The 23,125-nt window shown below is 69.8% G+C and carries 17 protein-coding genes; 10 read left to right on the forward strand and 7 right to left on the reverse strand.

What is annotated here, in order from left to right; translation table 11 throughout:
* Positions 1-375 precede the first annotated feature (375 nt).
* Positions 376-1,713, forward strand: coding sequence for an MATE family efflux transporter (locus tag QSK45_RS13755; RefSeq protein ID WP_285556566.1), 1,338 nt, complete (start codon positions 376-378; stop codon positions 1,711-1,713).
* 109 nt (positions 1,714-1,822) lie between these two features.
* Here QSK45_RS13755 and rplI read toward each other — a convergent pair whose 3' ends face one another.
* The 4 genes from rplI to rpsF form a co-directional block, all read right to left on the reverse strand.
* The gene (gene rplI / locus QSK45_RS13760) at positions 1,823-2,269 is read right to left on the reverse strand and encodes a 50S ribosomal protein L9 (RefSeq protein ID WP_285556568.1); all 447 of its coding nucleotides are present in this window, start codon (positions 2,267-2,269) and stop codon (positions 1,823-1,825) included.
* A gap of 18 nt (positions 2,270-2,287) precedes the next feature.
* Positions 2,288-2,524, reverse strand: coding sequence for a 30S ribosomal protein S18 (gene rpsR / locus QSK45_RS13765; RefSeq protein WP_003949403.1), 237 nt, complete (start codon positions 2,522-2,524; stop codon positions 2,288-2,290).
* A gap of 42 nt (positions 2,525-2,566) precedes the next feature.
* Positions 2,567-3,154, reverse strand: coding sequence for a single-stranded DNA-binding protein (locus QSK45_RS13770; RefSeq protein ID WP_285556570.1), 588 nt, complete (start codon positions 3,152-3,154; stop codon positions 2,567-2,569).
* A gap of 73 nt (positions 3,155-3,227) precedes the next feature.
* Positions 3,228-3,518 carry a 30S ribosomal protein S6 gene (gene rpsF, locus QSK45_RS13775; protein ID WP_285556572.1) on the reverse strand — a complete coding sequence of 97 codons (291 nt, stop codon included), beginning with the start codon at positions 3,516-3,518 and terminating at the stop codon, positions 3,228-3,230.
* Positions 3,519-3,801: 283 nt separating this feature from the next.
* On the opposite strand from rpsF, the gene QSK45_RS13780 reads away from it, so the two are divergent.
* From QSK45_RS13780 to QSK45_RS13790, 3 genes are all read left to right on the forward strand, one after another.
* A complete protein-coding gene (locus tag QSK45_RS13780) occupies positions 3,802-4,113 on the forward strand; it encodes a hypothetical protein (protein ID WP_285556574.1) in 312 nt (103 codons plus the stop codon).
* Between the two features lie 118 nt (positions 4,114-4,231).
* Positions 4,232-5,353, forward strand: coding sequence for a peptidoglycan bridge formation glycyltransferase FemX (femX, locus tag QSK45_RS13785; protein ID WP_146468723.1), 1,122 nt, complete (start codon positions 4,232-4,234; stop codon positions 5,351-5,353).
* Positions 5,354-5,436: 83 nt separating this feature from the next.
* A complete protein-coding gene (locus QSK45_RS13790) occupies positions 5,437-6,468 on the forward strand; it encodes an alanine racemase (protein WP_285556576.1) in 1,032 nt (343 codons plus the stop codon).
* A gap of 102 nt (positions 6,469-6,570) precedes the next feature.
* On the opposite strand, the gene QSK45_RS13795 is transcribed toward QSK45_RS13790, so the two are convergent.
* Both QSK45_RS13795 and QSK45_RS13800 read right to left on the reverse strand, forming a co-directional pair.
* Positions 6,571-8,112: a glycosyltransferase family 87 protein gene (locus QSK45_RS13795; RefSeq protein WP_285556577.1), complete on the reverse strand. Its 1,542-nt coding sequence runs from the start codon at positions 8,110-8,112 to the stop codon at positions 6,571-6,573.
* 129 nt (positions 8,113-8,241) lie between these two features.
* Positions 8,242-10,923, reverse strand: coding sequence for a transglycosylase domain-containing protein (locus QSK45_RS13800; protein ID WP_285556578.1), 2,682 nt, complete (start codon positions 10,921-10,923; stop codon positions 8,242-8,244).
* A 394-nt stretch (positions 10,924-11,317) separates the two neighbouring features.
* Here QSK45_RS13800 and QSK45_RS13805 point away from each other — a divergent pair, with 394 nt between their 5' ends.
* From QSK45_RS13805 to QSK45_RS13815, 3 genes are all read left to right on the forward strand, one after another.
* The gene (locus QSK45_RS13805; protein WP_285556579.1) at positions 11,318-12,001 is read left to right on the forward strand and encodes a PadR family transcriptional regulator; all 684 of its coding nucleotides are present in this window, start codon (positions 11,318-11,320) and stop codon (positions 11,999-12,001) included.
* A gap of 43 nt (positions 12,002-12,044) precedes the next feature.
* Positions 12,045-13,127, forward strand: a complete 1,083-nt coding sequence (locus QSK45_RS13810) for an inositol-3-phosphate synthase (RefSeq protein ID WP_285556580.1) — start codon at positions 12,045-12,047, stop codon at positions 13,125-13,127.
* A 171-nt stretch (positions 13,128-13,298) separates the two neighbouring features.
* Complete coding sequence (locus QSK45_RS13815) at positions 13,299-14,603, forward strand: MFS transporter (protein ID WP_285556581.1); 1,305 nt, start codon at positions 13,299-13,301, stop codon at positions 14,601-14,603.
* A 66-nt stretch (positions 14,604-14,669) separates the two neighbouring features.
* Here QSK45_RS13815 and QSK45_RS13820 read toward each other — a convergent pair whose 3' ends face one another.
* The gene (locus QSK45_RS13820; protein WP_285556582.1) at positions 14,670-16,136 is read right to left on the reverse strand and encodes a CCA tRNA nucleotidyltransferase; all 1,467 of its coding nucleotides are present in this window, start codon (positions 16,134-16,136) and stop codon (positions 14,670-14,672) included.
* A gap of 276 nt (positions 16,137-16,412) precedes the next feature.
* Between QSK45_RS13820 and QSK45_RS13825 the strand changes: the two genes are divergently transcribed.
* From QSK45_RS13825 to QSK45_RS13835, 3 genes are all read left to right on the forward strand, one after another.
* Positions 16,413-18,785, forward strand: a complete 2,373-nt coding sequence (locus QSK45_RS13825; RefSeq protein ID WP_285556583.1) for a DUF6049 family protein — start codon at positions 16,413-16,415, stop codon at positions 18,783-18,785.
* Between the two features lie 46 nt (positions 18,786-18,831).
* Positions 18,832-21,222, forward strand: a complete 2,391-nt coding sequence (murJ, locus tag QSK45_RS13830; protein ID WP_285556584.1) for a murein biosynthesis integral membrane protein MurJ — start codon at positions 18,832-18,834, stop codon at positions 21,220-21,222.
* 118 nt (positions 21,223-21,340) lie between these two features.
* Positions 21,341-23,035 (forward strand): protein kinase family protein, encoded by a 1,695-nt coding sequence (locus QSK45_RS13835; RefSeq protein WP_285556585.1) that lies wholly within the window; start codon positions 21,341-21,343, stop codon positions 23,033-23,035.
* The last annotated feature ends 90 nt before the right edge of the window (positions 23,036-23,125 follow it).

The raw sequence follows: 23,125 nt of genomic DNA on the forward strand, positions 1-23,125 counted from the left end.
TGCCGTTTCCCGAGCCTCGGAGGGAACGCCCACCGGGGCCCGGAGAAGGAGCGGGCGCCGGACAACGGTAGGCCCGTCGGGGGCGTCAGCCAATCTGGTTATCCACAGGCCATGTGGACGACGGCCCCGATGCTGTGGAGAACTCGCCGAAACCTGTGCACGACCCGGTGGACAGCCCTGTGAACAAGCCCTCTCTTCCCCCCATACCACGTCTCTGACCTGCGCATTCAGCGTCCACCGGCTGTGCAGAAGAAAAACTTTCCCGGTCGGGCCAAGATCGGTTCGAACGGTGCGCGAGCGGACAGCGGCAAGGATCACGAGTAAGGGTCACTCCATCATTGCATCTCTTACCTGTGGACGATTACATTAGCGCCCATGACCCAGGCTCCCGAGATCCCCGTGGCCACTCGCCGGCGGCACGACCGAGAGATCGTCACGCTGGCCGTCCCGGCCTTCGGCGCACTCGTCGCCGAGCCCCTCTTCGTCATGGCGGACAGCGCCATTGTCGGCCATCTCGGCACCGCCCAGCTCGCCGGTCTCGGCATCGCCTCCGCCCTCCTCACCACCGCCGTGAGCGTCTTCGTCTTCCTCGCCTACGCCACCACGGCCGCTGTGGCCCGCCGGGTGGGCGCGGGCGATCGCCAGGGTGCCATCCGTCAGGGCATGGACGGCATCTGGCTGGCGCTGCTGCTCGGGATCGCCGTCATCGTGGTCGTCCTTCCGCTGGCACCCGGCATCGTGGACCTCTTCGGCGCCTCCCCGACGGCGGCCCCGTACGCCACGACGTATCTGCGCGTCTCCGCCCTCGGCATCCCGCCCATGCTCATGGTGCTCGCCGCCACCGGAGTGCTGCGCGGCCTCCAGGACACCAAGACCCCGCTCTACGTCGCCGTCGCCGGCTTCCTCGCCAACGCCGCCCTGAACGCGAGCCTGGTCTACGGCGCCGGACTGGGCATCGCCGGCTCGGCCTGGGGCACGGTCATCGCACAATGCGGCATGGCGGCCGTCTATCTGACGGTGGTCGTACGCGGCGCGCGTCGGCACGGCGCGTCCCTGCGGCCGGACGCGGCCGGCATCCGGGCCTCGGCACAGGCCGGTGTCCCGCTGCTGGTACGCACGCTGTCGCTGCGCGCGATTCTCATGATCGCCACCGCCGTCGCGGCCCGGCTCGGTGACGCCGACATCGCCGCCCACCAGATCATCCTGTCCCTGTGGAGCCTGCTGGCCTTCGCGCTCGACGCCATCGCCATCGCGGGGCAGGCCATCATCGGCCGCTACCTCGGTGCGGACGATCCCCAGGGCGCCCGCGATGCCTGCCGGCGGATGGTCCAGTGGGGCATCGCCACCGGTGTCGTCCTCGGACTGCTCGTCGTGGCCGCCCGGCCGCTCTTCCTCCCGCTGTTCACCGGCGACCCCGTGGTCAAGGACGCGGCGCTGCCCGCGCTGCTGATGGTGGCGTTGTCCCAGCCCGTCTGCGGGATCGTCTTCGTCCTGGACGGCGTCCTGATGGGCGCGGGCGACGGGCCGTATCTGGCCTGGGCGATGCTGCTGACCCTGGCGGTGTTCGTACCGGCCGCCCTGCTCGTCCCGGCACTCGGCGGCGGTCTGACCGCGCTCTGGGCGGCGATGACGCTGATGATGACCGTCCGCATGGCGACCCTGTGGTGGCGCAGCCGATCGGGCCGCTGGCTCGTGACGGGCGCGACCCGCTGACCGTTTCACGTGAAACATCCGGCCGCGCTCGGAACGCCCGGGCATGGGAGAGGGGCCGTACCCGTGACGGGTACGGCCCCTCTCCCAGCTGCTCAGACCGAGCGCGGGGTCACGCCGAGACGACCTCGATGTTGACCTTGGCGGCCACCTCGGGGTGCAGACGCACGGACGTCTCGTGGGCGCCCAGGGTCTTGATCGGGGCGGACAGCTCGATGCGGCGCTTGTCGACCTCGGGGCCACCGGAAGCCTTGATCGCGGACGCGATGTCGGCCGGGGTGACGGAACCGAAGAGACGACCGGCGTCGCCGGAGCGAACGGCCAGACGGACCTTCACGCCCTCGAGCTGGGCCTTGACCTGGTTGGCCTGCTCGATGGTCTGGATCTCGTGGATCTTGCGCGCGCGACGGATCTGCGCGACGTCCTTCTCGCCACCCTTGGTCCAGCGGATAGCGAACTTCCGCGGGATCAGGTAGTTGCGAGCGTAGCCGTCCTTGACGTCGACGACGTCGCCGGCGGCACCGAGGCCGGAGACCTCGTGGGTGAGGATGATCTTCATGAGTCGGTCACCCTTCCCTTATCGCGCGGTGGACGTGTAGGGCAGCAGCGCCATCTCACGGCTGTTCTTCACGGCCGTGGCGACGTCACGCTGGTGCTGCGTGCAGTTGCCGGTCACGCGGCGGGCACGGATCTTGCCGCGGTCGGAAATGAACTTCCGCAGCATGTTCGTGTCCTTGTAGTCCACGTACGTGACCTTGTCCTTGCAGAAAGCGCAGACCTTCTTCTTCGGCTTGCGCACAGGCGGCTTCGCCATGGTGTCTCTCCTGTGTGATCAAGAAGTGTGGGACACGAGCCCTTAGAAAGGAGGCTCGTCCGAGTAGCCGCCGCCGCTGCCGCCGGAGCCACCGCCCCAGCCGCCGCCACCCTGGTTGCCACCGGCGGGAGCGCCGGTCGCCCAGGGGTCGTCGGCCGGAGCGCCGCCACCCTGCTGGCCGCCGCCGGGGCCACCGCCCCAGCCGCCGCCACCCTGGCCGCCACCGCCGCCGTAACCGCCCTGGCCACCGCGGCCACCGCCACCACCGGAGGTCTTGGTGACCTTGGCCGTGGCGTTGCGCAGGCTGGGGCCGACCTCGTCGACGTCCAGCTCGTAGACCGTGCGCTTGACGCCCTCACGGTCCTCGTAGGACCGCTGCTTCAGCCGGCCCTGCACGATCACGCGCATGCCTCGCTGGAGCGACTCGGCGACGTTCTCCGCCGCCTGGCGCCAGACCGAGCAGGTCAGGAACAGGCTCTCGCCGTCCTTCCACTCGTTGGTCTGACGGTCGAAGGTGCGGGGAGTGGACGCGACACGGAACTTCGCGACCGCCGCACCGGACGGGGTGAAGCGCAGCTCGGGGTCGTCGACAAGATTGCCGATGACCGTGATGACGGTCTCGCCTGCCATGGGGGAACCTCTCGGCGGGTTTGCTGCTGGCTGCTTGCTGCTACTCGAATCCCGGGATCAGCTGAGCCGAGGCTCAGTGCATCTCGGGACGGAGGACCTTGGTCCGGAGGACCGACTCGTTCAGGTTCATCTGGCGGTCGAGCTCCTTGACGACCGCAGGCTCGGCCTGCAGGTCGATGACCGAGTAGATGCCCTCGGGCTTCTTCTTGATCTCGTAGGCGAGACGACGACGGCCCCAGGTGTCGACCTTCTCCACCTTGCCGCCGCCATCACGGACGACGGACATGAAGGACTCGATCAGCGGGGAGACAGCACGCTCCTCGAGATCGGGGTCGAGGATGACCATCACCTCGTAGTGACGCATGTGGAACCCACCTCCTTTGGACTCAGCGGCCACGGTCGTTCCGTGGCAGGAGGGTCGTGATGCGTTCGCAACGGTATCGGCCGGCACTGACAATCAGGGGTTTCACTGACGATCAGGGCTCCGCGGGGATTCCCCCGCCGCGGATCCGGGCAGACACCGGTGCAGACCGTACAGACTACCCGCACACCCGCTTCCGGTTGAAATCCGGCCGTGGGGACCGTCAGTCTGTACACGTCGGGTGTGTACGGCGCTACGATGCGCCGCCTTCCGCAGGAGGTGCCCTATGGCACAGGCTTTGCAGCCGAACACCGCCGGATCCCTCTTCGCCACCGATGGCAAGCCCCATCCGCTCCCGGACATCCTGATGGCCGTGACGCTGGTCCTGGGCCTGCTGTCCTTCATCACCGCGTTCTTCCCCGGCCTGCACCTGCTCGCGTCCTGGGCCGGTCTGGTCGGAATCCTCACCGGCGCGTACGGGCAGTGGGTCTCCGTGACCACGCGCGAACGCTTCGGGCTGATCCTGGGCCTCGGCGCCTCCGGCGTCGGCCTGCTGATCGGCATGTCGCACGGCGGACTGTTCGGCGGGCTCTTCTGAGGCGGGCTCTTCTAAGCCGTCCGCCCCATCGGGGCGCTCACCGGGCGCAGTAGGCTTCGGCGCGAGAGCCGGAGCCCCTGTACCCATGGGGACACACCAGCCCGAGGAGCGCCCCGACATGAGCCTGACCCTGAGGACCATCAGCCGCGAGCAGCATCTGGCCTACATCCAGAGCCTGCCGTCGGCGAGCCACATGCAGGTCCCGGCCTGGGCCGACGTGAAGGCGGAGTGGCGTTCGGAGAACCTCGGCTGGTTCGACGAGCGCACCGGTCAGCTGGTCGGCGTGGGCCTGGTCCTCTACCGCCAGCTGCCCAAGATCAAGCGCTACCTCGCCTACCTGCCCGAGGGCCCGGTCATCAACTGGTACGCACCGAACCTGGACGACTGGATCCAGCCGATGCTCGCGCACCTGAAGCAGCAGGGCGCCTTCTCCGTGAAGATGGGCCCGCCGGTGATCATCCGGCGCTGGAACGCCGAGACCATCAAGAAGGGCATCCAGGACCAGGACGTCAAGCGCCTGCGCGACCTGGAGGCCGACTACATCGAGCCGCGCGCCTTCGAGGTCGCCGACAAGCTGCGCCGCATGGGCTGGCAGCAGGGCGAGGACGGCGGCGCCGGCTTCGGCGACGTGCAGCCCCGCTACGTCTACCAGGTGCCGCTGGCGAACCGCTCCCTGGAAGAGGTCCACAAGAACTTCAACCAGCTGTGGCGCCGCAACATCAAGAAGGCCGAGAAGGCCGGCGTCGAGGTCGTCCAGGGCGGCTACCAGGACCTCGCCGAGTGGCAGCGGCTGTACGAGATCACGGCCGTGCGCGACCACTTCCGGCCGCGTCCGCTGTCGTACTTCCAGCGCATGTGGACGGCCCTCAACACCGAGGACCCCAACCGCATGCGGCTGTACTTCGCCCGGCACAACGGCGTGAACCTGTCCGCGGCCACGATGCTGATCGTCGGCGGGCACGTCTGGTACTCCTACGGCGCCTCCGACAACATCGGCCGCGAGGTCCGGCCCTCGAACGCGATGCAGTGGCGGATGCTGCGCGACGCCTACGCGCTCGGGGCGACCGTCTACGACCTGCGCGGCATCTCCGACTCGCTGGACGAGTCCGACCACCTGTTCGGCCTGATCCAGTTCAAGGTCGGCACGGGCGGACAGGCCGCCGAGTACCTCGGCGAATGGGACTTCCCGCTCAACAAGCTGCTCCACAAGGCGCTCGACATCTACATGTCGCGCCGCTGAGCCGCCGGCGTTTGATTCCATAGGGTGCACAGCACTCACACCCCCGATACACCTCAGCCACGAGAAAGGGTCCGGGTCCGGCCATGGCGCTCACGCTCTACGTCGACACCGCGCGCTGGCGGGCGCACCACAAGCACGTGCAGGAGCAGTTCCCGGGCCTGGTCCCGGTCTGCAAGGGCAACGGCTACGGCTTCGGGCACGAACGGCTGTCGGAGGAGGCCACCCGGCTCGGCTCGGACCTGCTCGCCGTCGGCACCACGTACGAGGCCGCGCGGGTCAAGGACTACTTCGGCGGCGACCTGCTGGTGCTGACGCCCTACCGGCGCGGCGAGGAACCGGTGCCCCTGCCGGACCGGGTGGTCCGCTCGGTCTCCTCGATCGACGGCGTGTACGGCCTGGTGGGCGCCCGTGTCGTCATCGAGGTGATGTCCTCGATGAAGCGGCACGGGATCAGCGAGCAGGACCTGCCGCAGCTGCACCAGGCCATAGAGAACGTCCGCCTGGAGGGCTTCGCCATCCATCTGCCGCTGGACCGCACCGACGGCTCGGACGCCGTCGAGGAGGTCATCGGCTGGATGGACCGGCTGCGCGCGGCCCGGCTGCCGCTGCACACGATGTTCGTCAGCCACCTCAAGGCCGACGAGCTCGTCCGGCTCCAGCAGCAGTTCCCGCAGACCCGGTTCCGCGCCCGCATCGGCACGCGGCTGTGGCTGGGGGACCACGAGGCCACCGAGTACCGCGGCGCCGTCCTGGACGTCACGCGGGTGACCAAGGGCGACCGGTTCGGCTACCGGCAGCAGAAGGCGGCCTCCGACGGCTACCTGGTGGTCGTGGCGGGCGGTACGTCGCACGGGGTGGGCCTGGAGGCCCCGAAGGCCCTGCACGGCGTCATGCCGCGCGCCAAGGGCGTCGCCCGCGCCGGTCTCGCCACGGTCAACCGGAACCTCTCCCCGTTCGTCTGGGGTGGCAAGCAGCGCTGGTTCGCCGAGCCGCCGCACATGCAGGTGTCGATCCTGTTCGTCCCCTCGGACGCCCCGGAGCCCAAGGTCGGCGACGAGCTGGTGGCCCATCTGCGGCACACCACCACGCAGTTCGACCGCCTCGTGGACTGCTGAGCACGTCTCACGGACCGCTGACCGACCACAGCGGGAAGGCCGTACACGGCTGCGTGTACGGCCTTCCTCATGCCCTCGTCCACGCCCTCGCAGGGCGTTCGCTCACAGCGAACCGTCCTGCCGAGGTGCCCCCTCCGGCCTTCCCCACTCCACCTGCGGCACCTCGTGGGCGGCGTGCCGGGGCGGACGGGCCACGGCGGCGAGCGCGAAGACGTCCTCCGCCCCGTCGAGCACCCCGCCGGAGGGATCGTCGTCCCCGGTCCGGCGCACCACGTCCCGCTCCGGCATCAGGATGTCGCGCACGACGACGGCGCACAGGTACAGCGTGCCCAGCAGGTGCAGCACGATCGCCCACTGGTAGCCGTGCGTCGGCAGGCCCTTGTGGGCGTCTCCGCTGGTCGTGTAGGCGAGGTACATCCAGATGCCGAGGAAGTACGCCACCTCGCAGGCCTGCCAGATCAGGAAGTCCCGCCACTTGGGCCGGGCGAGGGCCGCCAGCGGCACCAGCCAGAGCACGTACTGCGGCGAGTAGACCTTGTTGGTGAGGATGAAGACCGCCACGATCAGGAAGGCCAGCTGGGCGAAGCGCGGCCGGCGCGGGGCGGTGAACGTGAGCACGGCGATACCGAGGGAGCACAGCACCACCAGCACGGTGGCGGCGGTGTTCACGAAGTCGGTGCTCGGCGGGTGGTTCGAGTTCTGCGACCAGACCAGCCAGAACGAGCCGAAGTCGACGCCCCGGTCGTGGCTGAACGTGTAGAACTTCGACCAGCCCGGGAAGGCGAACAGCATCACCGGCAGGTTCACCATCAGCCAGGCGCCCGCGGTCCCCACCACGGCCTCCCCGAAGGCCCGCCATTTGCCGGCCCGCCAGCACAGCACGAACAGCGGACCGAGCAGCAGCACGGGGTAGAGCTTGGCGGCCGTGGCGAGCCCCAGGAGGACGCCGAAGGGGATCGGGCGGCCGCGGGACCACATCAGCATCGCGGCGGCCGTCAGCGCCACCGCCAGCAGGTCCCAGTTGATGGTGGCGGTCAGCGCCGCGGCGGGCGCCAGGGCGACCAGCAGGCCGTCCCAGGGGCGCCTGCGGTGGGTGCGGGCCACGCAGACGGCGAGTACCGCCGTGCAGACCATCAGCATCGCGGCGTTGACGAACCAGTACCACTGCTCCTGGTGCTGGATGCTCCCGCCGTGCGGGGTCAGCCAGGAGGCCACCTGCATGAACACCCCGGTCAGCACCGGGTATTCGAGATAGCCCATGCCGCCGGAGAGGGCGTCCGGGAGCCGGTCGAAGTAGGGCACGAGATGGTCGGCGAAGCCACGGCCCTGGTAGAGGTGCGGGATGTCCGAGTAGCACGCCTTGGTGTACTGGGAGCTCGCGCCGAAGAACCAGGCGCTGCGGTAGCACGGCACCTTCTGGACCATTCCGAGGGCGAACATGCCGATCGCCACGAGCACGACGACCCGCACGGGCGTCCACCAGGAGGTCCCGAGCAGGGCGTACCGCCCGATGGGGCCGCCGACCAGCTCACTGCCGGCCGCCGCGACCTCGTCCTCCCTGGTCGGGCGCACCGGCTCCGTTGGGGCGGACCGCTCCGGCTCGGGCTCGTACACGCCCTGGGGTGTCATCTCTGCACTGGGCATGAGCCACATCCTGCCGTACCCGCCCATGAAAACGCGGAGAGCCGCCGCACCCGGCGGGTGCGGCGGCCCATGTTTCACGTGAAACACGCATGGCGGGCGATATGGCCGCCAATCGGTCGGACGGCCGGGCTAGCCCGTCGCGCCTCCCCAGAGTGTTCCTCCATTGCCGTTGCCCCGGGTGCCGCCACCGGTGGGATCGGTGCCCGTCGGTGAGGGTGTCGTCCCGCCGTCCACGCCTCCGGTGCCGGTCCCGCCCGCACCATTGCCGTTGCCCCCGCCGTTGCCGTTGCCGCCGTCGGTGCAGCCCAAGAAGCCACAGGTCTGGCTGCTCGACGGGCTCGGGGAGACGCTGTCGCTCGGCGACGGGCTCGTGGACGGGGTGGCGGACGGGCTCTGCGTTGCCGACGGCTTCGGCGTCGGGCTCGGCTCCGGGTTCAGCACCGTGCCGATGGGCTGGGGCGCCGGGAACGTCAGCGCCGGCTGACCCTGCAGCGCCTGGGTCATGTAGTCGTGGAAGATCTCCGACGGGAACGAGGCGCCGTGGATCTGCTTCTGGCCACCCGTTCCGTACATCTCCAGGAACGTCCGCTGCTTGTTGTTCGCGTTGTCGTCCAGGCGGAACATGGTGATCGCGGTGGACAGCTGGGGGGTGTAGCCGACGAACCAGGCCGACTTGTTGCCGTCGGTGGTACCGGTCTTGCCGGCCACCTCGCGGCCGGGCAGCCGGGCGTTGGTACCCGTGCCCTTGTCGACCACGGTCCGCAGGACGTCGGTGACGTTGTTCGCCACGTTCGAGGGGAAGGCCTCCTTCGGCTTCACCTCGTGCGTGTAGACGATCCCGTCCTTGCTCTCGACCTTCTCGACCGAGTACGGATCGTTCTGCTTGCCGCTGTTGGCGAAGGTGCCGTAGGCCCCGGCCATGCGGATGGCGCTCGGGTCGGAGGTTCCGATCGAGAAGGACGGGTAGTTGGAGCTGGCCAGGCTGCTCTTCAGCAGGCCCGCGTCCAGCGCGGACTGCTCGACCTTGTCCAGGCCCACGTCCATGCCCAGCTGCACATAGGCGGAGTTCACCGAGTACTGCATCGCCTCGCGGAGGTCGATCTTGTAGTCCGGCGCGTCGCCGACGGACTCATCGCCGTCGTTGGTCTGGAGCCACTCCTTGCCGTCCTTGTCCGTCCAGACGGTGTGGTCGTAGTTCTCGATCTTGAGCTTGTTCTTGCCGCTGTACAGGCTCTTCGGAGAGGCGATCGTGCGCTCGTCCTCGCCCTGCGAGGCCGGACCGTGCGGGTCGCGCACGCCCCACTTCATCGAGGCGGCCAGCACGAAGGGCTTGAACGTCGACCCCACCTGGGCACCGGTCGAGTCGGCATTGTCGGTGAAGTGCTTGGTCGCGTCCTCACCGCCGTAGATGGCCCTGATGGCACCCGACACCGGCTCGACCGAGGCACCGCCGAACTGGACGTACGTGTCGTACTTCGGACGCCGCTTGGGGTCGATGTTCGTCTTCTGGACCTTCTTGACGGCCGCCTCCAGCGCGTCGACCTTCTTCTTGTCGAAGGTCGTGTGGATCCGGTAGCCGCCCTTCTGCAGATCGTCCGCGGTGATGTGGGTCTTGTCGCTGTTGTTGATCAGGTAGGACTTGGCGAGGTCGACCAGGTAACCGACCTGGCCGCTGAGCCGGCTGTTGGACCGCGGGTTCTGCGAGTGGGGGAGCGTGGTGTATTTGGCACGCTCCGCGGCGCTCAGGTGGCCGTACTTGACCATCTTGTCGAGCGTGTCCTGCATCTGCCCCAGGGCGCGCTTCTTGTTCGCCTCGGCCGTGGCGGCGGGGTCCAGGGAGGTCGCGCCGGCCGGGTCGAAATAGGTGGCACCCTTCAGCATCGCCGCGAGGAAGGCGCACTGGCCGGGGTTGAGGTCCTTGGCGTCGATGTTGAAGTAGGCGCGAGAGGCCGCCTGGATGCCGTAGGCGCCGCGGCCGAAGTACGCCGAGTTCAGGTAACCGGCCATGATCTTCGGCTTGGGGACCGTGGCGCCCACCTTGATCGCGACGAAGATCTCCTTGAACTTGCGGGAGAGGGTCTGCGACTGGTCGTCGAGCATGGCGTTCTTGACGTACTGCTGGGTGATCGTCGAACCACCCTGCGTCTGACCGCCCCGGGCCATGTTGAAGACCGCTCGCGCGATACCCGACGGGTCCACGCCGCTGTCGGTCTCGAAGGTCTTGTTCTCCTGGGAGATGACGGCGTAGCGCATCTCCTTGGGGATGTCCTCGTAGTTGATGATCTGGCGGTTGGTCTCACCGCCGGTGGCGACCATCACCGATCCGTCGGACCAGTAGTAGACGTTGTTCTGCGCCTGCGCGGTCTTGGCCACGTCGGGGACGCTCACCATCGCGTACCCGATGCCGGCGACGGCCACCAGGCAGCCCACGAAGCCGATGAACATCCCGGACACGAGCTTCCAGGACGGCACCCACCGGTGCCATCCGTACTTGTCCGCGCGGGGATAGTCGATGATCCGTTTCTTGCCGGGCGGCGCTGTGCGCCCCCGGCCGCGTCCGGGTCCGGACGGGCCGCCGCGGCGGCCGACGGGATCGGCTCTGCGGCGTCCTCCCCCGCTTCTCTGGGCCGCGCGCCGGGCCTCGGCGCGGCCGCCGAGCGACCGCCCCTCGTCTCCCGGAGAGTCGGCAGGCGATCCGCTGGCGCCTCGCGGTGCCGCGCGGCGGCCGGGGGACGAACCGGGCTGGCCGCGTCGGGCCGCGGCACGTCCGCCTCCCTGCGGCTGCGGCGGTTTGCGACGGTGCTCGCTCATCGAACGATTACTCCTCGGGCAGGCGCACCCGTGCGCGCCTGGACTGGCGGCTGGTTTCCGGTCCCCCCGACGTACGGATGTGGTCGATCGCGCATTCACCCGTACTGCACCGGGGACGACGACGCTCCCCAGGCGTCGCATGGTTCCCGGTGGTCTGCATGCCGCACAGACTACGCACCGCCAAAACCTGCCGAGCCCCGAAGTTCACCGCAAACCAGGCAAGTTGCCTCCTACGAATCGGTTATGTGATCCCGTTCACCACCGTCCCCCTTGTCGCACGCGAGTCACCGTTCTATCGTCGTGATGTATCGAGTCGATACATCAGCGCGAGATAAAGACGCTGAGAGGCACTGGGAGACCCGCGGTGGAACCCGCGGGCCGGGAGGAGGCGACGATGAGCAGGCGCTCCGGCATCCTCGAGTTCGCCGTGCTCGGCCTGCTGCGCGAGTCTCCTATGCACGGTTACGAACTCCGTAAACGACTCAACACGTCCCTGGGTGTGTTCCGCGCGTTCAGCTACGGAACCCTGTACCCCTGCCTCAAGACGCTGGTCGCGAGCGGCTGGTTGACCGAGGAACCGGGCAACACCCACGAGGACGCCCTCGCCGCTCCTCTCGCCGGACGCCGCGCCAAGATCGTCTACCGGTTGACGGCGGAGGGTAAGGAGCACTTCGAGGACCTGCTCTCGCAGACCGGTCCCGACGCGTACGAGGACGAGCACTTCGCCGCACGGTTCGCCTTCTTCGGGCAGACCTCGCGCGATGTGCGCATGCGCGTGCTGGAGGGCCGCCGCAGCCGTCTGGAGGAGCGTCTTGAGAAGATGCGCGCCTCCCTGGCTCGGACGCGGGAGCGCCTGGACGACTACACACTCGAGCTCCAGCGCCACGGGATGGAGTCCGTGGAGCGCGAAGTGCGCTGGCTGAACGAGCTCATCGAGAGCGAGCGAGCCGGACGGGACCTGAGGGGTTCCGCGTCCGGGGGGCCCGCTCGACAGGACACCACCACTGGATCGACGGGCGGCCTGCCCCGTCCCGGGAGTACCTCCCGGACGGATACGCCCGGCGACACCGCCACGTGAGTCCCAGTCAGGGCCTCACTCGTACACACAGGGAGCAACCGGAATGGGTTCGGTTCGCGTAGCCATCGTCGGCGTGGGCAACTGCGCCGCGTCGCTGGTGCAGGGAGTCGAGTACTACAAGGACGCCGACGCGTCGTCCAAGGTCCCCGGCCTGATGCACGTGCAGTTCGGTGACTACCACGTGCGCGACATCGAGTTCGTGGCCGCGTTCGACGTGGACGCCAAGAAGGTCGGCCTCGACCTCGCGGACGCGATCGGCGCCTCCGAGAACAACACCATCAAGATCTGCGACGTGCCCAACAGCGGTGTCACGGTGCAGCGTGGCCACACCCTCGACGGCCTGGGCAAGTACTACCGCCAGACCATCGAGGAGTCCGAGGCCGAGCCGGTCGACATCGTCCAGATCCTGAAGGACAAGCAGGTCGACGTCCTGGTCTGCTACCTGCCGGTCGGCTCCGAGGACGCGGCGAAGTTCTACGCCCAGTGCGCCATCGACGCCAAGGTCGCCTTCGTCAACGCCCTTCCGGTCTTCATCGCCGGTACCAAGGAGTGGGCGGACAAGTTCACCGAGGCCGGTGTGCCGATCGTCGGTGACGACATCAAGTCCCAGGTCGGCGCCACCATCACGCACCGCGTCATGGCGAAGCTGTTCGAGGACCGGGGTGTCATCCTGGACCGCACGATGCAGCTGAACGTCGGCGGCAACATGGACTTCAAGAACATGCTCGAGCGCGAGCGCCTGGAGTCCAAGAAGATCTCCAAGACGCAGGCCGTCACCTCCCAGATCCCCGACCGGGACCTCGGCGAGAAGAACGTCCACATCGGCCCGTCCGACTACGTGGCCTGGCTGGACGACCGCAAGTGGGCCTACGTCCGCCTCGAGGGCCGCGCCTTCGGTGACGTCCCGCTGAACCTCGAGTACAAGCTCGAGGTCTGGGACTCCCCGAACTCCGCCGGTGTCATCATCGACGCCCTGCGTGCCGCGAAGATCGCCAAGGACCGCGGCATCGGCGGCCCGATCCTCTCCGCGTCCTCCTACTTCATGAAGTCCCCGCCGGTCCAGTACTTCGACGACGAGGCCCGCGAGAACGTCGAGAAGTTCATCCGCGGCGACGTCGAGCGCTAGACCGACAAGGCGCACCGCGCCGAAGCTCGGCACCGTCTGACGGCGTGGCGCGCCGGCTCCTCGAAGCGCGGCGCGCGACGGGGAACCGCTCGTACAAATTCGCTCCTGCCAGGGCTGAGAAGGTCCCCGGGTCCGCCCCGGGGACCTTCCGCATATGTGAGGCTGTGCCCCATGCCCGTCGTCCGTGACCTGCGCGTCCTGTTGCGCCTGCGGTACTTCCGGCGCCTGCTGTACGTCCGTCTGCTGTCCCAGGGCGCCGACGGTGTGTACCAGGTCGCGCTCGCCGCCTATGTCGTCTTCTCCCCGGAGAAGCAGACCTCGGCGGCCGCGATCGCCTCGGCGATGGCGGTGCTGCTGCTCCCCTACTCGCTCGTCGGCCCTTTCGCGGGCGTCCTGCTGGACCGCTGGCGGCGGCGCCAGGTGTTCGTGTACGGGAATCTGCTGCGGGCCCTGCTGGCCGCGGGCACGGCCGTGCTGATGGCGGGCGATGTCCCGGCCTGGCTCTTCTACGCCTCCGCGCTGTGTGTCACGGCCGTCAACCGCTTCATCCTCGCCGGGCTGTCCGCAGCGCTTCCCCGTGTGGTCGACGACGAGCGCCTGGTGATCGCCAACTCCCTGTCCCCGACGGCCGGCACGCTCGCCGCGACCGCCGGAGGCGGACTCGCCTTCGCGGTACGGCTACTGTCCTCGGGCTCGGACGCCGCGGTGGTGCTGCTGGGCGCCCTGCTGTATCTGTGCGCGTGCCTGGCCTCCCTGAGCATGGCGCCCGCTCTCCTCGGCCCCGACCGGCAGCAGCTGCAACCGCACCTCGCGACCGCGCTCGCCGACACGGCCCGCGACCTGCTCGCGGCCCTACGACATCTGGCCGCACCCCGGCGCAGGGAGGCGGCCTGGGCGCTGGCCTCGATGACCCTGATGCGCTTCTGCTACGGCGCACTCCTCGTCCTGCTTCTCATGCTGTGCCGCTACGCCCTCGCGTCCGGCCCCGAGGAGGGGCTGCGGCTGCTCGGGCTGGCGCTGGCCCTGTCCGGCGCGGGGTTCTTCGTGGCGGCCGCGGTGACGCCCTGGGCGGTGGGACGGCTGGGGCCGCTCCGCTGGATCGTGGCATGTTCGGCGGCGGCCGCGCTGCTGGAACCCGCGCTCGGTCTGCCGTTCGCCGTCGCACCGCTGCTCGTCGCCGCCCTCGTACTGGGCCTGATCACCCAGGGCGCCAAGATCGCGACCGACACCATCGTCCAGTCCCGCGTCGCCGACGGCTTCCGCGGGCGGATCTTCTCCGTCTACGACGTCCTCTTCAACATGGCCTTCGTCGGCGCGGCCGGCGTGGCGGCCCTGATGCTCCCGCCGGACGGCAGATCACCGCTGTTGGTCGTCCTGGTCGCCGTGATCTACGCGGTCGTCGCCCTGGGGCTGGCGTACTTCGACCGGCTCGGACGAGGGGCCGGGAAACGGAAAGAGGGTCGATGTTTCACGTGAAACATCGACCCCCGGCGCGATGGGCCCGGCGGGTGTTTCACGTGAAACCACGGCCGGGTCGATCCCTCATTCCTGTCCGGCCCACCACTCCTTGAGCGCGGTGACCGCGGCGTCGTGCTCCATCGGACCGTTCTCCAACCGCAGCTCCAGCAGGAACTTGTACGCCTTGCCGATCACCGGGCCGGGGCTGACACCCAGGATCTCCATGATCTGGTTGCCGTCGAGGTCCGGGCGGATCGAGTCCAGCTCCTCCTGCTCCTGCAACTGGGCGATGCGGTCCTCCAGGCCGTCGTAGGCCCGGGACAGCGCGGCCGCCTTCCGCTTGTTGCGGGTGGTGCAGTCGGAGCGGGTCAGCTTGTGCAGGCGCTCCAGCAGGGGGCCCGCGTCACGGACGTAGCGGCGGACCGCCGAGTCCGTCCACTCCCCGGTGCCGTAGCCGTGGAAGCGCAGATGGAGTTCGACCAGCCGTGAGACGTCCTTCACCAGCTCGTTGGAGTACTTCAGGGCGGTCATGCGCTTCTTGGTCATCTTGGCGCCGACCACCTCGTGGTGGTGGAAGGAGACCCGGCCGTCCTTCTCGAAGCGGCGCGTGCGCGGCTTGCCGATGTCGTGCAGCAGCGCGGCCAGCCGCAGCGTGAGGTCGGGGCCGTTCTCCTCCAGCGCGATCGCCTGCTCCAGGACGATCAGCGTGTGCTCGTAGACGTCCTTGTGCCGGTGGTGCTCGTCGCTCTCCAGGCGCAGCGCCGGCAGCTCGGGCAGCACATGATCGGCGAGCCCGCTGTCGACGAGCAGGGTCAGGCCCTTGCGCGGGTGGTCGGAGAGGATCAGCTTGTTCAGCTCGTCCCGGACCCGCTCCGCGGAGACGATCTCGATGCGCTCGGCCATGTCCGTCATGGCGGCGACGACCTCGGGGGCGACCTCGAAGTCCAGCTGGGCGGCGAACCGGGCGGCCCGCATCATCCGCAGCGGGTCGTCCGAGAAGGACTCCTCCGGTGTGCCAGGCGTCCGCAGCACACGGGCCGCGAGGTCCTCCAGGCCACCGTGCGGGTCGATGAACTCCTTCTCCGGCACGGCCACGGCCATCGCGTTGACCGTGAAGTCCCGGCGGACCAGATCCTCGTCGATGGAGTCGCCGTAGGACACCTCGGGCTTGCGGGAGGTGCGGTCGTACGCCTCCGACCGGTACGTCGTGATCTCGATCTGGAAGTTCATGTCGGCGTCTCCGACCCGGGCGCCCTTGTTCGCGCCGACGGTGCCGAAGGCGATCCCCACCTCCCAGACGGCGTCCGCCCACGGCCGGACGATCTTCAGCACGTCCTCGGGACGGGCATCGGTGGTGAAGTCCAGATCATTGCCGAGCCGGCCGAGCAGTGCGTCGCGCACCGATCCGCCGACCAGGGCGAGGGAGAACCCCGCCTCCTGGAATCGGCGGGCGAGGTCGTCGGCGACCGGCGCCACCCGCAGCAGCTCGGTGACCGCGCGCTGCTGGGCCCGGCTCAGGGCGGAGGGAGTGTCTTCGTTGGGGTTCGGCACAACAGAAGAGGGTACGTGGCCCGGCCCCTTGCAGGCGCCCCCATGGGACCGGGGGATCCTTTCGGAACGAGGGCGCGGACGGGTTCCGGCATACCCGTGCAAGCGCAGCCGTTGCGGCGTACGGCCGCACTCACCTCGATACTGGATATAGAGGACGGGTCGTCCCGCCCAGCGATCTTGTGACCCGGACCGCGGCACTTCCGCTCGGCGCACATCGTTACCATGCGGGGACGCACATTCCGACGACCACTGAGACGACGAGGGACGGGCGAGCGCGTGGCCGAGGCGGCTGACTTCCAGGGGACCAGTGCCTCACCTGCGCGCCGATGGCTGCGGCGCACCGGAGCGCTGCTCGCCGGGGCGCCCCTGCTGGCCGGGCTGCTCCAGCTGCCCGCCGCCGCGCCCGCCGCGGCGGCGTCCGCGGACCCGGTGTCCGTCTCCCTGGACTCGCTGAGCCCCAATGCCCCCACGGACGGCGACACCCTCACCGTCTCCGGCACGGTGACCAACAACGGCAAGCAGGCCGTGACCGGCGCCCATGTGGGCCTGCGGGTCGGCCCGATGCTGAACACCCGCTCGGGGATCAGCGACGTGGCCCGGCACCCCGACGACATCCAGGGGCTCACCGGCTCCGAGGTGGGCGACAAGTACGCGCAGAAGTTCACCAAGCTGGCGCCGGGCGTCGCCGAGCACTTCAGCATCTCCGTTCCGGTGGACAAGCTCGACCTCGGCGCGGACGGCGTCTACGAGTTCGGGGTCGCCCTGTCCGGGCAGACCTCCGCCCAGCCCTGGCAGCAGGTGCTCGGCATCCAGCGGACGTTCCTGCCGTGGCAGCCCTCCGACGCCGACACCCGGACCAGGACGACCTTCCTGTGGCCGCTGCTGTCCACCGTCCACATGACGGCCAGGACCGGCGCCGGCGAACTGCAGACTCCGGTCTTCCTCGACGACGACCTGGCCAAGGAGCTGGCGCCGGGCGGCCGCCTGGACCAGATGGTCAGCCTGGGCAAGGACCTGGACGTCACCTGGGTGATAGACCCGGACCTGCTGGCCTCCGTGGACGCCATGGCATCGGGCAACTACCGGCTGCAGGGCGACGGCGACACCACGGTGCCCGGCCCCAAGGAGCACCAGGCCCTCGCGAAGCAGTGGCTGGCGAACCTGCAGAAGGCGGTGGTCGGCAAGGAGGTCGTCGCGCTGCCCTTCGCCGACCCGGACCTGGCCTCGCTGGCGCACCGCGGCACCAGCGTCACCGGTTCTCTCAGCCACCTCAAGGACGCCACGGACGTCGCCGCCACCACGGTGAAGACCGTGCTCCACGTCACACCGAGCACCGACTACGCCTGGCCGGTGAACGGCGCCGTGGACCCGTCGATCATGCGGGTCGCCACCTCCGCCGGCGCGGACCGGGTGATCACCCGCAGCGACAGCTTCCAGGAGACGGCCGGGCTGTCGTACACGCCCTCCGCCGCCCGTCCGGTCGGCGGCGGCACCACGGCGGTCGTCGCCGACGCCGCGCTGTCCACGGCCTTCGACGGCGATCTGACGAAGGCGGACTCGGCCACGCTCGCCGTGCAGGAGTTCCTGGCCCAGAGCCTGGAGATCAACGCGCAGACGGACCGGCAGCGCAGCATCGTCGTCGCCCCGCAGCGCATGCCCACGGCGGACCAGGCGCAGGCGATGGCGGCGGCGGTACGGGCGCTGCAGGGCGGCACCTGGTCCCAGGCGCAGGACCTGACGGGGGCGGCCAAGGCCAAGCCCGACCCGAGCGCGACCACCCGTATCCCGTCGACCTCGGTCTACCCCTCGTACCTGCGCCGGCAGGAGCTGCCGGCGCAGGCCTTCCAGCAGATCGCCCGGACCCAGGACAAGCTCGACGACTTCCAGGTGATCCTGTCCGACCAGTCCCGCGTGGTCACCCCGTTCGGGCGGGCCATAAACCGCGGGATGTCCACGTCGTGGCGGGGCCGGAGCGAGGCCGGAGACGGCTTCCGCAGCGGCGTGGAGGCGTGGCTGGACGATCTGGCCGGGCAGGTCAAGCTGATCGACAAGTCCGAGACCAAGCTGTCCGGACGCAGCGCGACCATCCCGGTGACCGTCCAGAACAACCTCGTCCAGCCGGTCGGCCATCTGGTGCTGCGCCTCACCTCGACCCAGCCGACCCGACTGAAGATCGGCGGCAAGGCCTACGCCGAGCAGTCCGTCGACATCGCCGGCGGCCACGCCGCGTCGGTGAAGTTCACCACGTCGGCCAACGCCAACGGCCGGGCCACGGTGATCGCCCAGCTGTACACCGAGGACGGCCAGGAATACGGCGCCCCGGTCAGCTTCGACGTGAAGGTCACCGAGGTCACGCCCACGGTGATGCTGGTCATCGGTGGCGGTGTGCTGCTCCTCGTCCTCGCCGGCTTCCGGATGTACACCCAGCGCAAGCGCGCGGCCGCCCGCCAGGCCGGGGAGGGCGGCGCGGGCAGCGCGGGAGAGGACCCGGACGAGCCGGGGAACCCGGACGAGCCCGGGGGTCGTCTCCCCGAGGAGTCCGACTCCGCCGGGGGGGCAGACGACCCGGAGCAGCCGAGTGACCCTGCGCCGGACACCGCACCGGAAAGCACCGACCCGTCCGCGACGGGTGAGAGAGTGGACCGTTGAGCGATGTCGTGGCCGGTGGGCCCGGGACGATGAGGTGGGGTAAGGCATGAACGCGCCGTACGACGGTGACCGCGGCCAGGGCGCGGCCGGCTCGGGCTACCCCGAGACGCCGCCCGAGCCCGGCCAGGTGCCGCCGCAGCAAGCGGCGGACATGTACCTCCAGGACGCCTACGACCAGGATCCCTACCGGGCGCACGATCTGACCGCCCAGGACCCGGTCGCCGAGGCGCTCTACGACCGCGCCGCGCACCCCCCGCCGCCCCCGGGCGCCTACGAGCAGCCGCTGTACGGACAGCCCGCCCAGTCGCCCTACGCGCCCGACCCGCGGGTGTGGGCGCAGCCCCCGGCACCCGAGCCGGACGGCGCGGCGCCCCACCTGCCCTACGGCGACGACCCGCGCACGACCCAGTTCGTGGGCGTGGACGACCTGGTCTCCAACTCCGGCGAGGAGTACCACGAGCCGGACGCCTTCGCGCATCTCTTCAAGGACCAGCAGCACAGCGGCGGGCACACGCCGATGGACCCGCCGGGCGTCCCGGGTCCGGCCGGCGCGCCGGGCATGGGAACGGGGCCCGGTGGCCAGTACCCACCCGCTTACGGCCGCCACCCGCGGCAGCAGGGCCCTTACGGGGGGCAGGGGTACCCGTCCGCGCCCGCCGCGCCCTACGCCGCCGGAAACCCGGTGCAACCCCCGGTGCCCGCACCGGCCGGTGCCCCGGCCCCCGGCGCCCCGACGGGGGCCGTCGCGGCCGAGCCGGCCATGGCTCCCGCGGCCTCCGTGGCGACCGCCGCGCCCGCGAAGAGGGGCGGCAAGGTCGGCGGGCTGATGAAGTCCAGCGCCGTCATGGCGGCGGGCACCCTGGTCTCCCGGCTCACCGGCTTCGTCCGCTCCGCGCTGATCGTCTCCGCGCTCGGCCTCGGCTTCCTGGGCGACTCCTTCCAGGTCGCCTACCAGCTGCCGACCATGATCTACATCCTCACCGTCGGCGGCGGCCTCAACTCGGTCTTCGTGCCGCAGCTGGTCCGCGCGATGAAGGAGGACGACGACGGCGGCGAGGCCTTCGCCAACCGGCTGCTGACCCTCGTCATGGTGGCGCTCGCCGCGCTGACCGGTCTCGCGATGCTCGCGGCACCCCTGCTGGTGCGCATGCTGTCCAACCCGGTCGCCAGCAACCCGGCGGCCAACGACGTCGCGGTCACCTTCACCCGTTACTTCCTGCCCTCGATCTTCTTCATGGGCATCCACGTGGTGATGGGTCAGGTGCTCAACGCGCGCGGCAAGTTCGGCGCGATGATGTGGACCCCGGTCCTCAACAACATCGTCATCATCGTGACGCTCGGCATGTTCATCTGGGTCTACGGCACCGCGTCGCACTCCCACATGACGGTCACGAACATCCCGCCGCAGGGCCAGCGTCTGCTCGGTGTCGGCGTGCTGCTCGGCCTGGTCGTGCAGGCGCTGGCGATGATCCCCTACCTGCGCGAGACCGGGTTCCGGATCCGGCCGCGCTTCGACTGGCGCGGCCACGGCCTGGGCAAGGCCGCGATGCTCGCCAAGTGGACGGTCCTGTTCGTCCTCGCCAACCAGGCCGGCGCGATGATCGTCACCCAGCTGTCCACCGCGGCCACCAAGGAATCCGGCATCGCGGGCACCGGCTTCGCCGCCTACGCCAACGCCCAGCTGATCTGGGGCCTGCCGCAGGCCATCATCACGGTCTCCCTGATGGCCGCCCTGCTGCCGCGCATCTCCCGCTCGGCGGCCGAGGGCGACGGCGGCGCCGTGCGCGACGACATCTCACAGGGCCTCAGGACCACCGCGGTCGCCATCGTCCCCGTCGCCTTCGGCTTCCTGGCGCTGGGCGTCCCGATGTGCACCCTGATCTTCGGCAGCTCGGGCATCGGCGAGGCCACCAACATGGGCTACATGCTGATGGCCTTCGGCCTCGGCCTGATCCCGTTCTCGGTGCAGTACGTCGTCCTGCGCGCCTTCTACGCCTTCGAGGACACGCGCACCCCCTTCTACAACACGGTCATCGTCGCCGCGGTCAACGCGGGCGCCTCGGCCCTCTGCTTCTTCCTGCTGCCGGCCCGCTGGGCGGTCACCGGCATGGCGGCCGCGTACGGAGCCGCCTACGCGATCGGCGTGATCGTCGCCTGGCGACGGCTGCGCAAGCGCCTGGGCGGTGACCTGGACGGCGCCCGCGTGATGCGGACGTACGCGCGGCTGTGCATCGCCTCGGTGCCGGCGGCGCTGCTCAGCGGCGCCGTCTGCTACGGCATCGGGCACACTCTCGGCCAGGGCGTCATCGGCTCCTTCGCGGCACTGATCGTCGGCGGGGCCGTCCTGTTCGGTGTCTTCTTCGTCGCCGCCCGCCGGATGCGGATCGACGAACTGAACTCGCTCGTGGGCATGGTGCGCGGGCGTCTGGGTCGCTGAGGCGGGGGTAGGGGCACAACCATCGTCCGCTGCCGTGTGTCGTGCATAGCGGCGGACTGTGGGCACAATTGGTTTCGGCGTCGGACAGCGTGCAACGGATGGGGAGGCAGGGACGACGGTGGCGGAACGGAGCACGGCTGCCGTCGACGTGGCAGACAACAGCGGCGAGCAGCCGCTGACCGCGAAGGCGGACCAGTCCACGGCCGACGGGGTGGCCAAGAACCCGATGCGGGACACGGACGGTGACGAGGCGCAGGGGACCGACGCGGAGGGTTCCCGCAAGCCCGCCTCGCCGCCCGAACTGCACAGCGGTCACAAGCTCGCCAGACGCTACCGGCTGGAGGAGTGCGTCACCCGTCTGGACGGGTTCAGCAGCTGGCGTGCCGTCGACGAGAAACTCCGCCGCGCCGTCGGCGTCCACGTCCTGCCGGCGGACCACGCACGGGCCCGTTCGGTGCTCGCCGCCGCCCGGTCCTCCGCACTGCTCGGCGACCCGCGCTTCGTCCAGGTCCTCGACGCCGTCGAGGAGAACGACCTGGTCTACGTCGTCCACGAATGGCTGCCCGACGCCACCGAGCTGACCACGCTGCTCACGGCCGGTCCGCTGGAGCCGCACGACGCGTACCAGATGGTCAGTCAGGTGGCCTCCGCGATGGCCGCCGCACACCGTGAGGGCCTCGCCCATCTGCGCCTGAACCCCAACGCCGTGCTGCGCACCTCGACCGGCCAGTGGCGCATCCGCGGCCTCGCGGTGAACGCCGCGCTGCGCGGCATCAGCTCCGACACCCCGCAGCGCACCGACACCGAGGCGATCGGTGCCCTGCTGTACGCCGCGCTGACCCAGCGCTGGCCCTACGAGAACGACGCCTACGGCCTGTCCGGCCTCCCCAAGGACATCGGCCTCATCGCACCCGACCAGGTGCGGGCCGGGATCCACCGCGGCCTGTCCGAGCTGGCCATGCGGGCACTCGCCAACGACGGGGCCACCGCGTCCCGGCACGAGGCGGCCTGCACCACGCCGGAGGAGCTGGTGAAGGCGATCGGCGAGATGCCCCGCATCCGCCCGCCGGAGCCGGTGTTCACCGCGCCGCCCGAGTACCAGCGCACCACCTACCAGCAGGGCACCTACGGCCGCCCGGCGACGCACCCCGGTGCCGCCCAGCCGATCGCGCCCCCGCCGCCCCCGCTGCAGAGCCGCACCGGCAAGGCGCTGAAGTGGGCGGTCTCCGCCCTCCTCATCGCCGCTCTCGGCCTGGGCAGCTGGCAGTTGGCGGACGCCCTGATGGACCGGAGCGGCAAGTCGAACGACACCAACAAGAGCCAGACCACGGACGGCGGGGACAAGTCCGACGCGACGACTCCCGGCCGCCTCGTCCCCGTCCAGGGCGCCCGTGACTTCGACCCGTTCAGCGCGGACCACTCCGAGAAGCCCAATGACGTCGGAAAGGTCTTCGACAGCAGTCCGTCCACGTACTGGCAGACGGACTTCTATCTGAGCCCGGAGTTCGGCAACCTGAAGCCCGGCGTCGGGGTCATCCTCGACCTGGGCAAGGTGCAGCAGGTCGGGAAGGTGACCGTCACCTTCCTCGGGCAGACCTCGGTCGAACTCCGTTCCGCGAGCGCGGACGCGGGGTCGGAACCGACCTCCTTCGACGCCTACACCAAGGTGGCCGACGGCTCGGGCACGACAGTGGTGCTCAAGCCCGGTAAGACCCTCAACACGAGGTATCTCCTGGTGTGGCTGACCAAGCTGCCCGCGGACGGCGGAGGCCACTGGCGGGGCCGGGTGGCGGACGTCAAGGTGACGAGCTGAGTTCTCCCTCGGGGGGAAGGGTGTCCGCGATCGGGGAAGTCTCGTGATCGCTTCCTGACGGCTCGGCTCGTAGGTACTACTCTCAGGGCC

This window comes from Streptomyces hygroscopicus subsp. hygroscopicus, from assembly GCF_030269125.1.
Taxonomy (GTDB): Bacteria; Actinomycetota; Actinomycetes; order Streptomycetales; family Streptomycetaceae; genus Streptomyces; species Streptomyces hygroscopicus_C.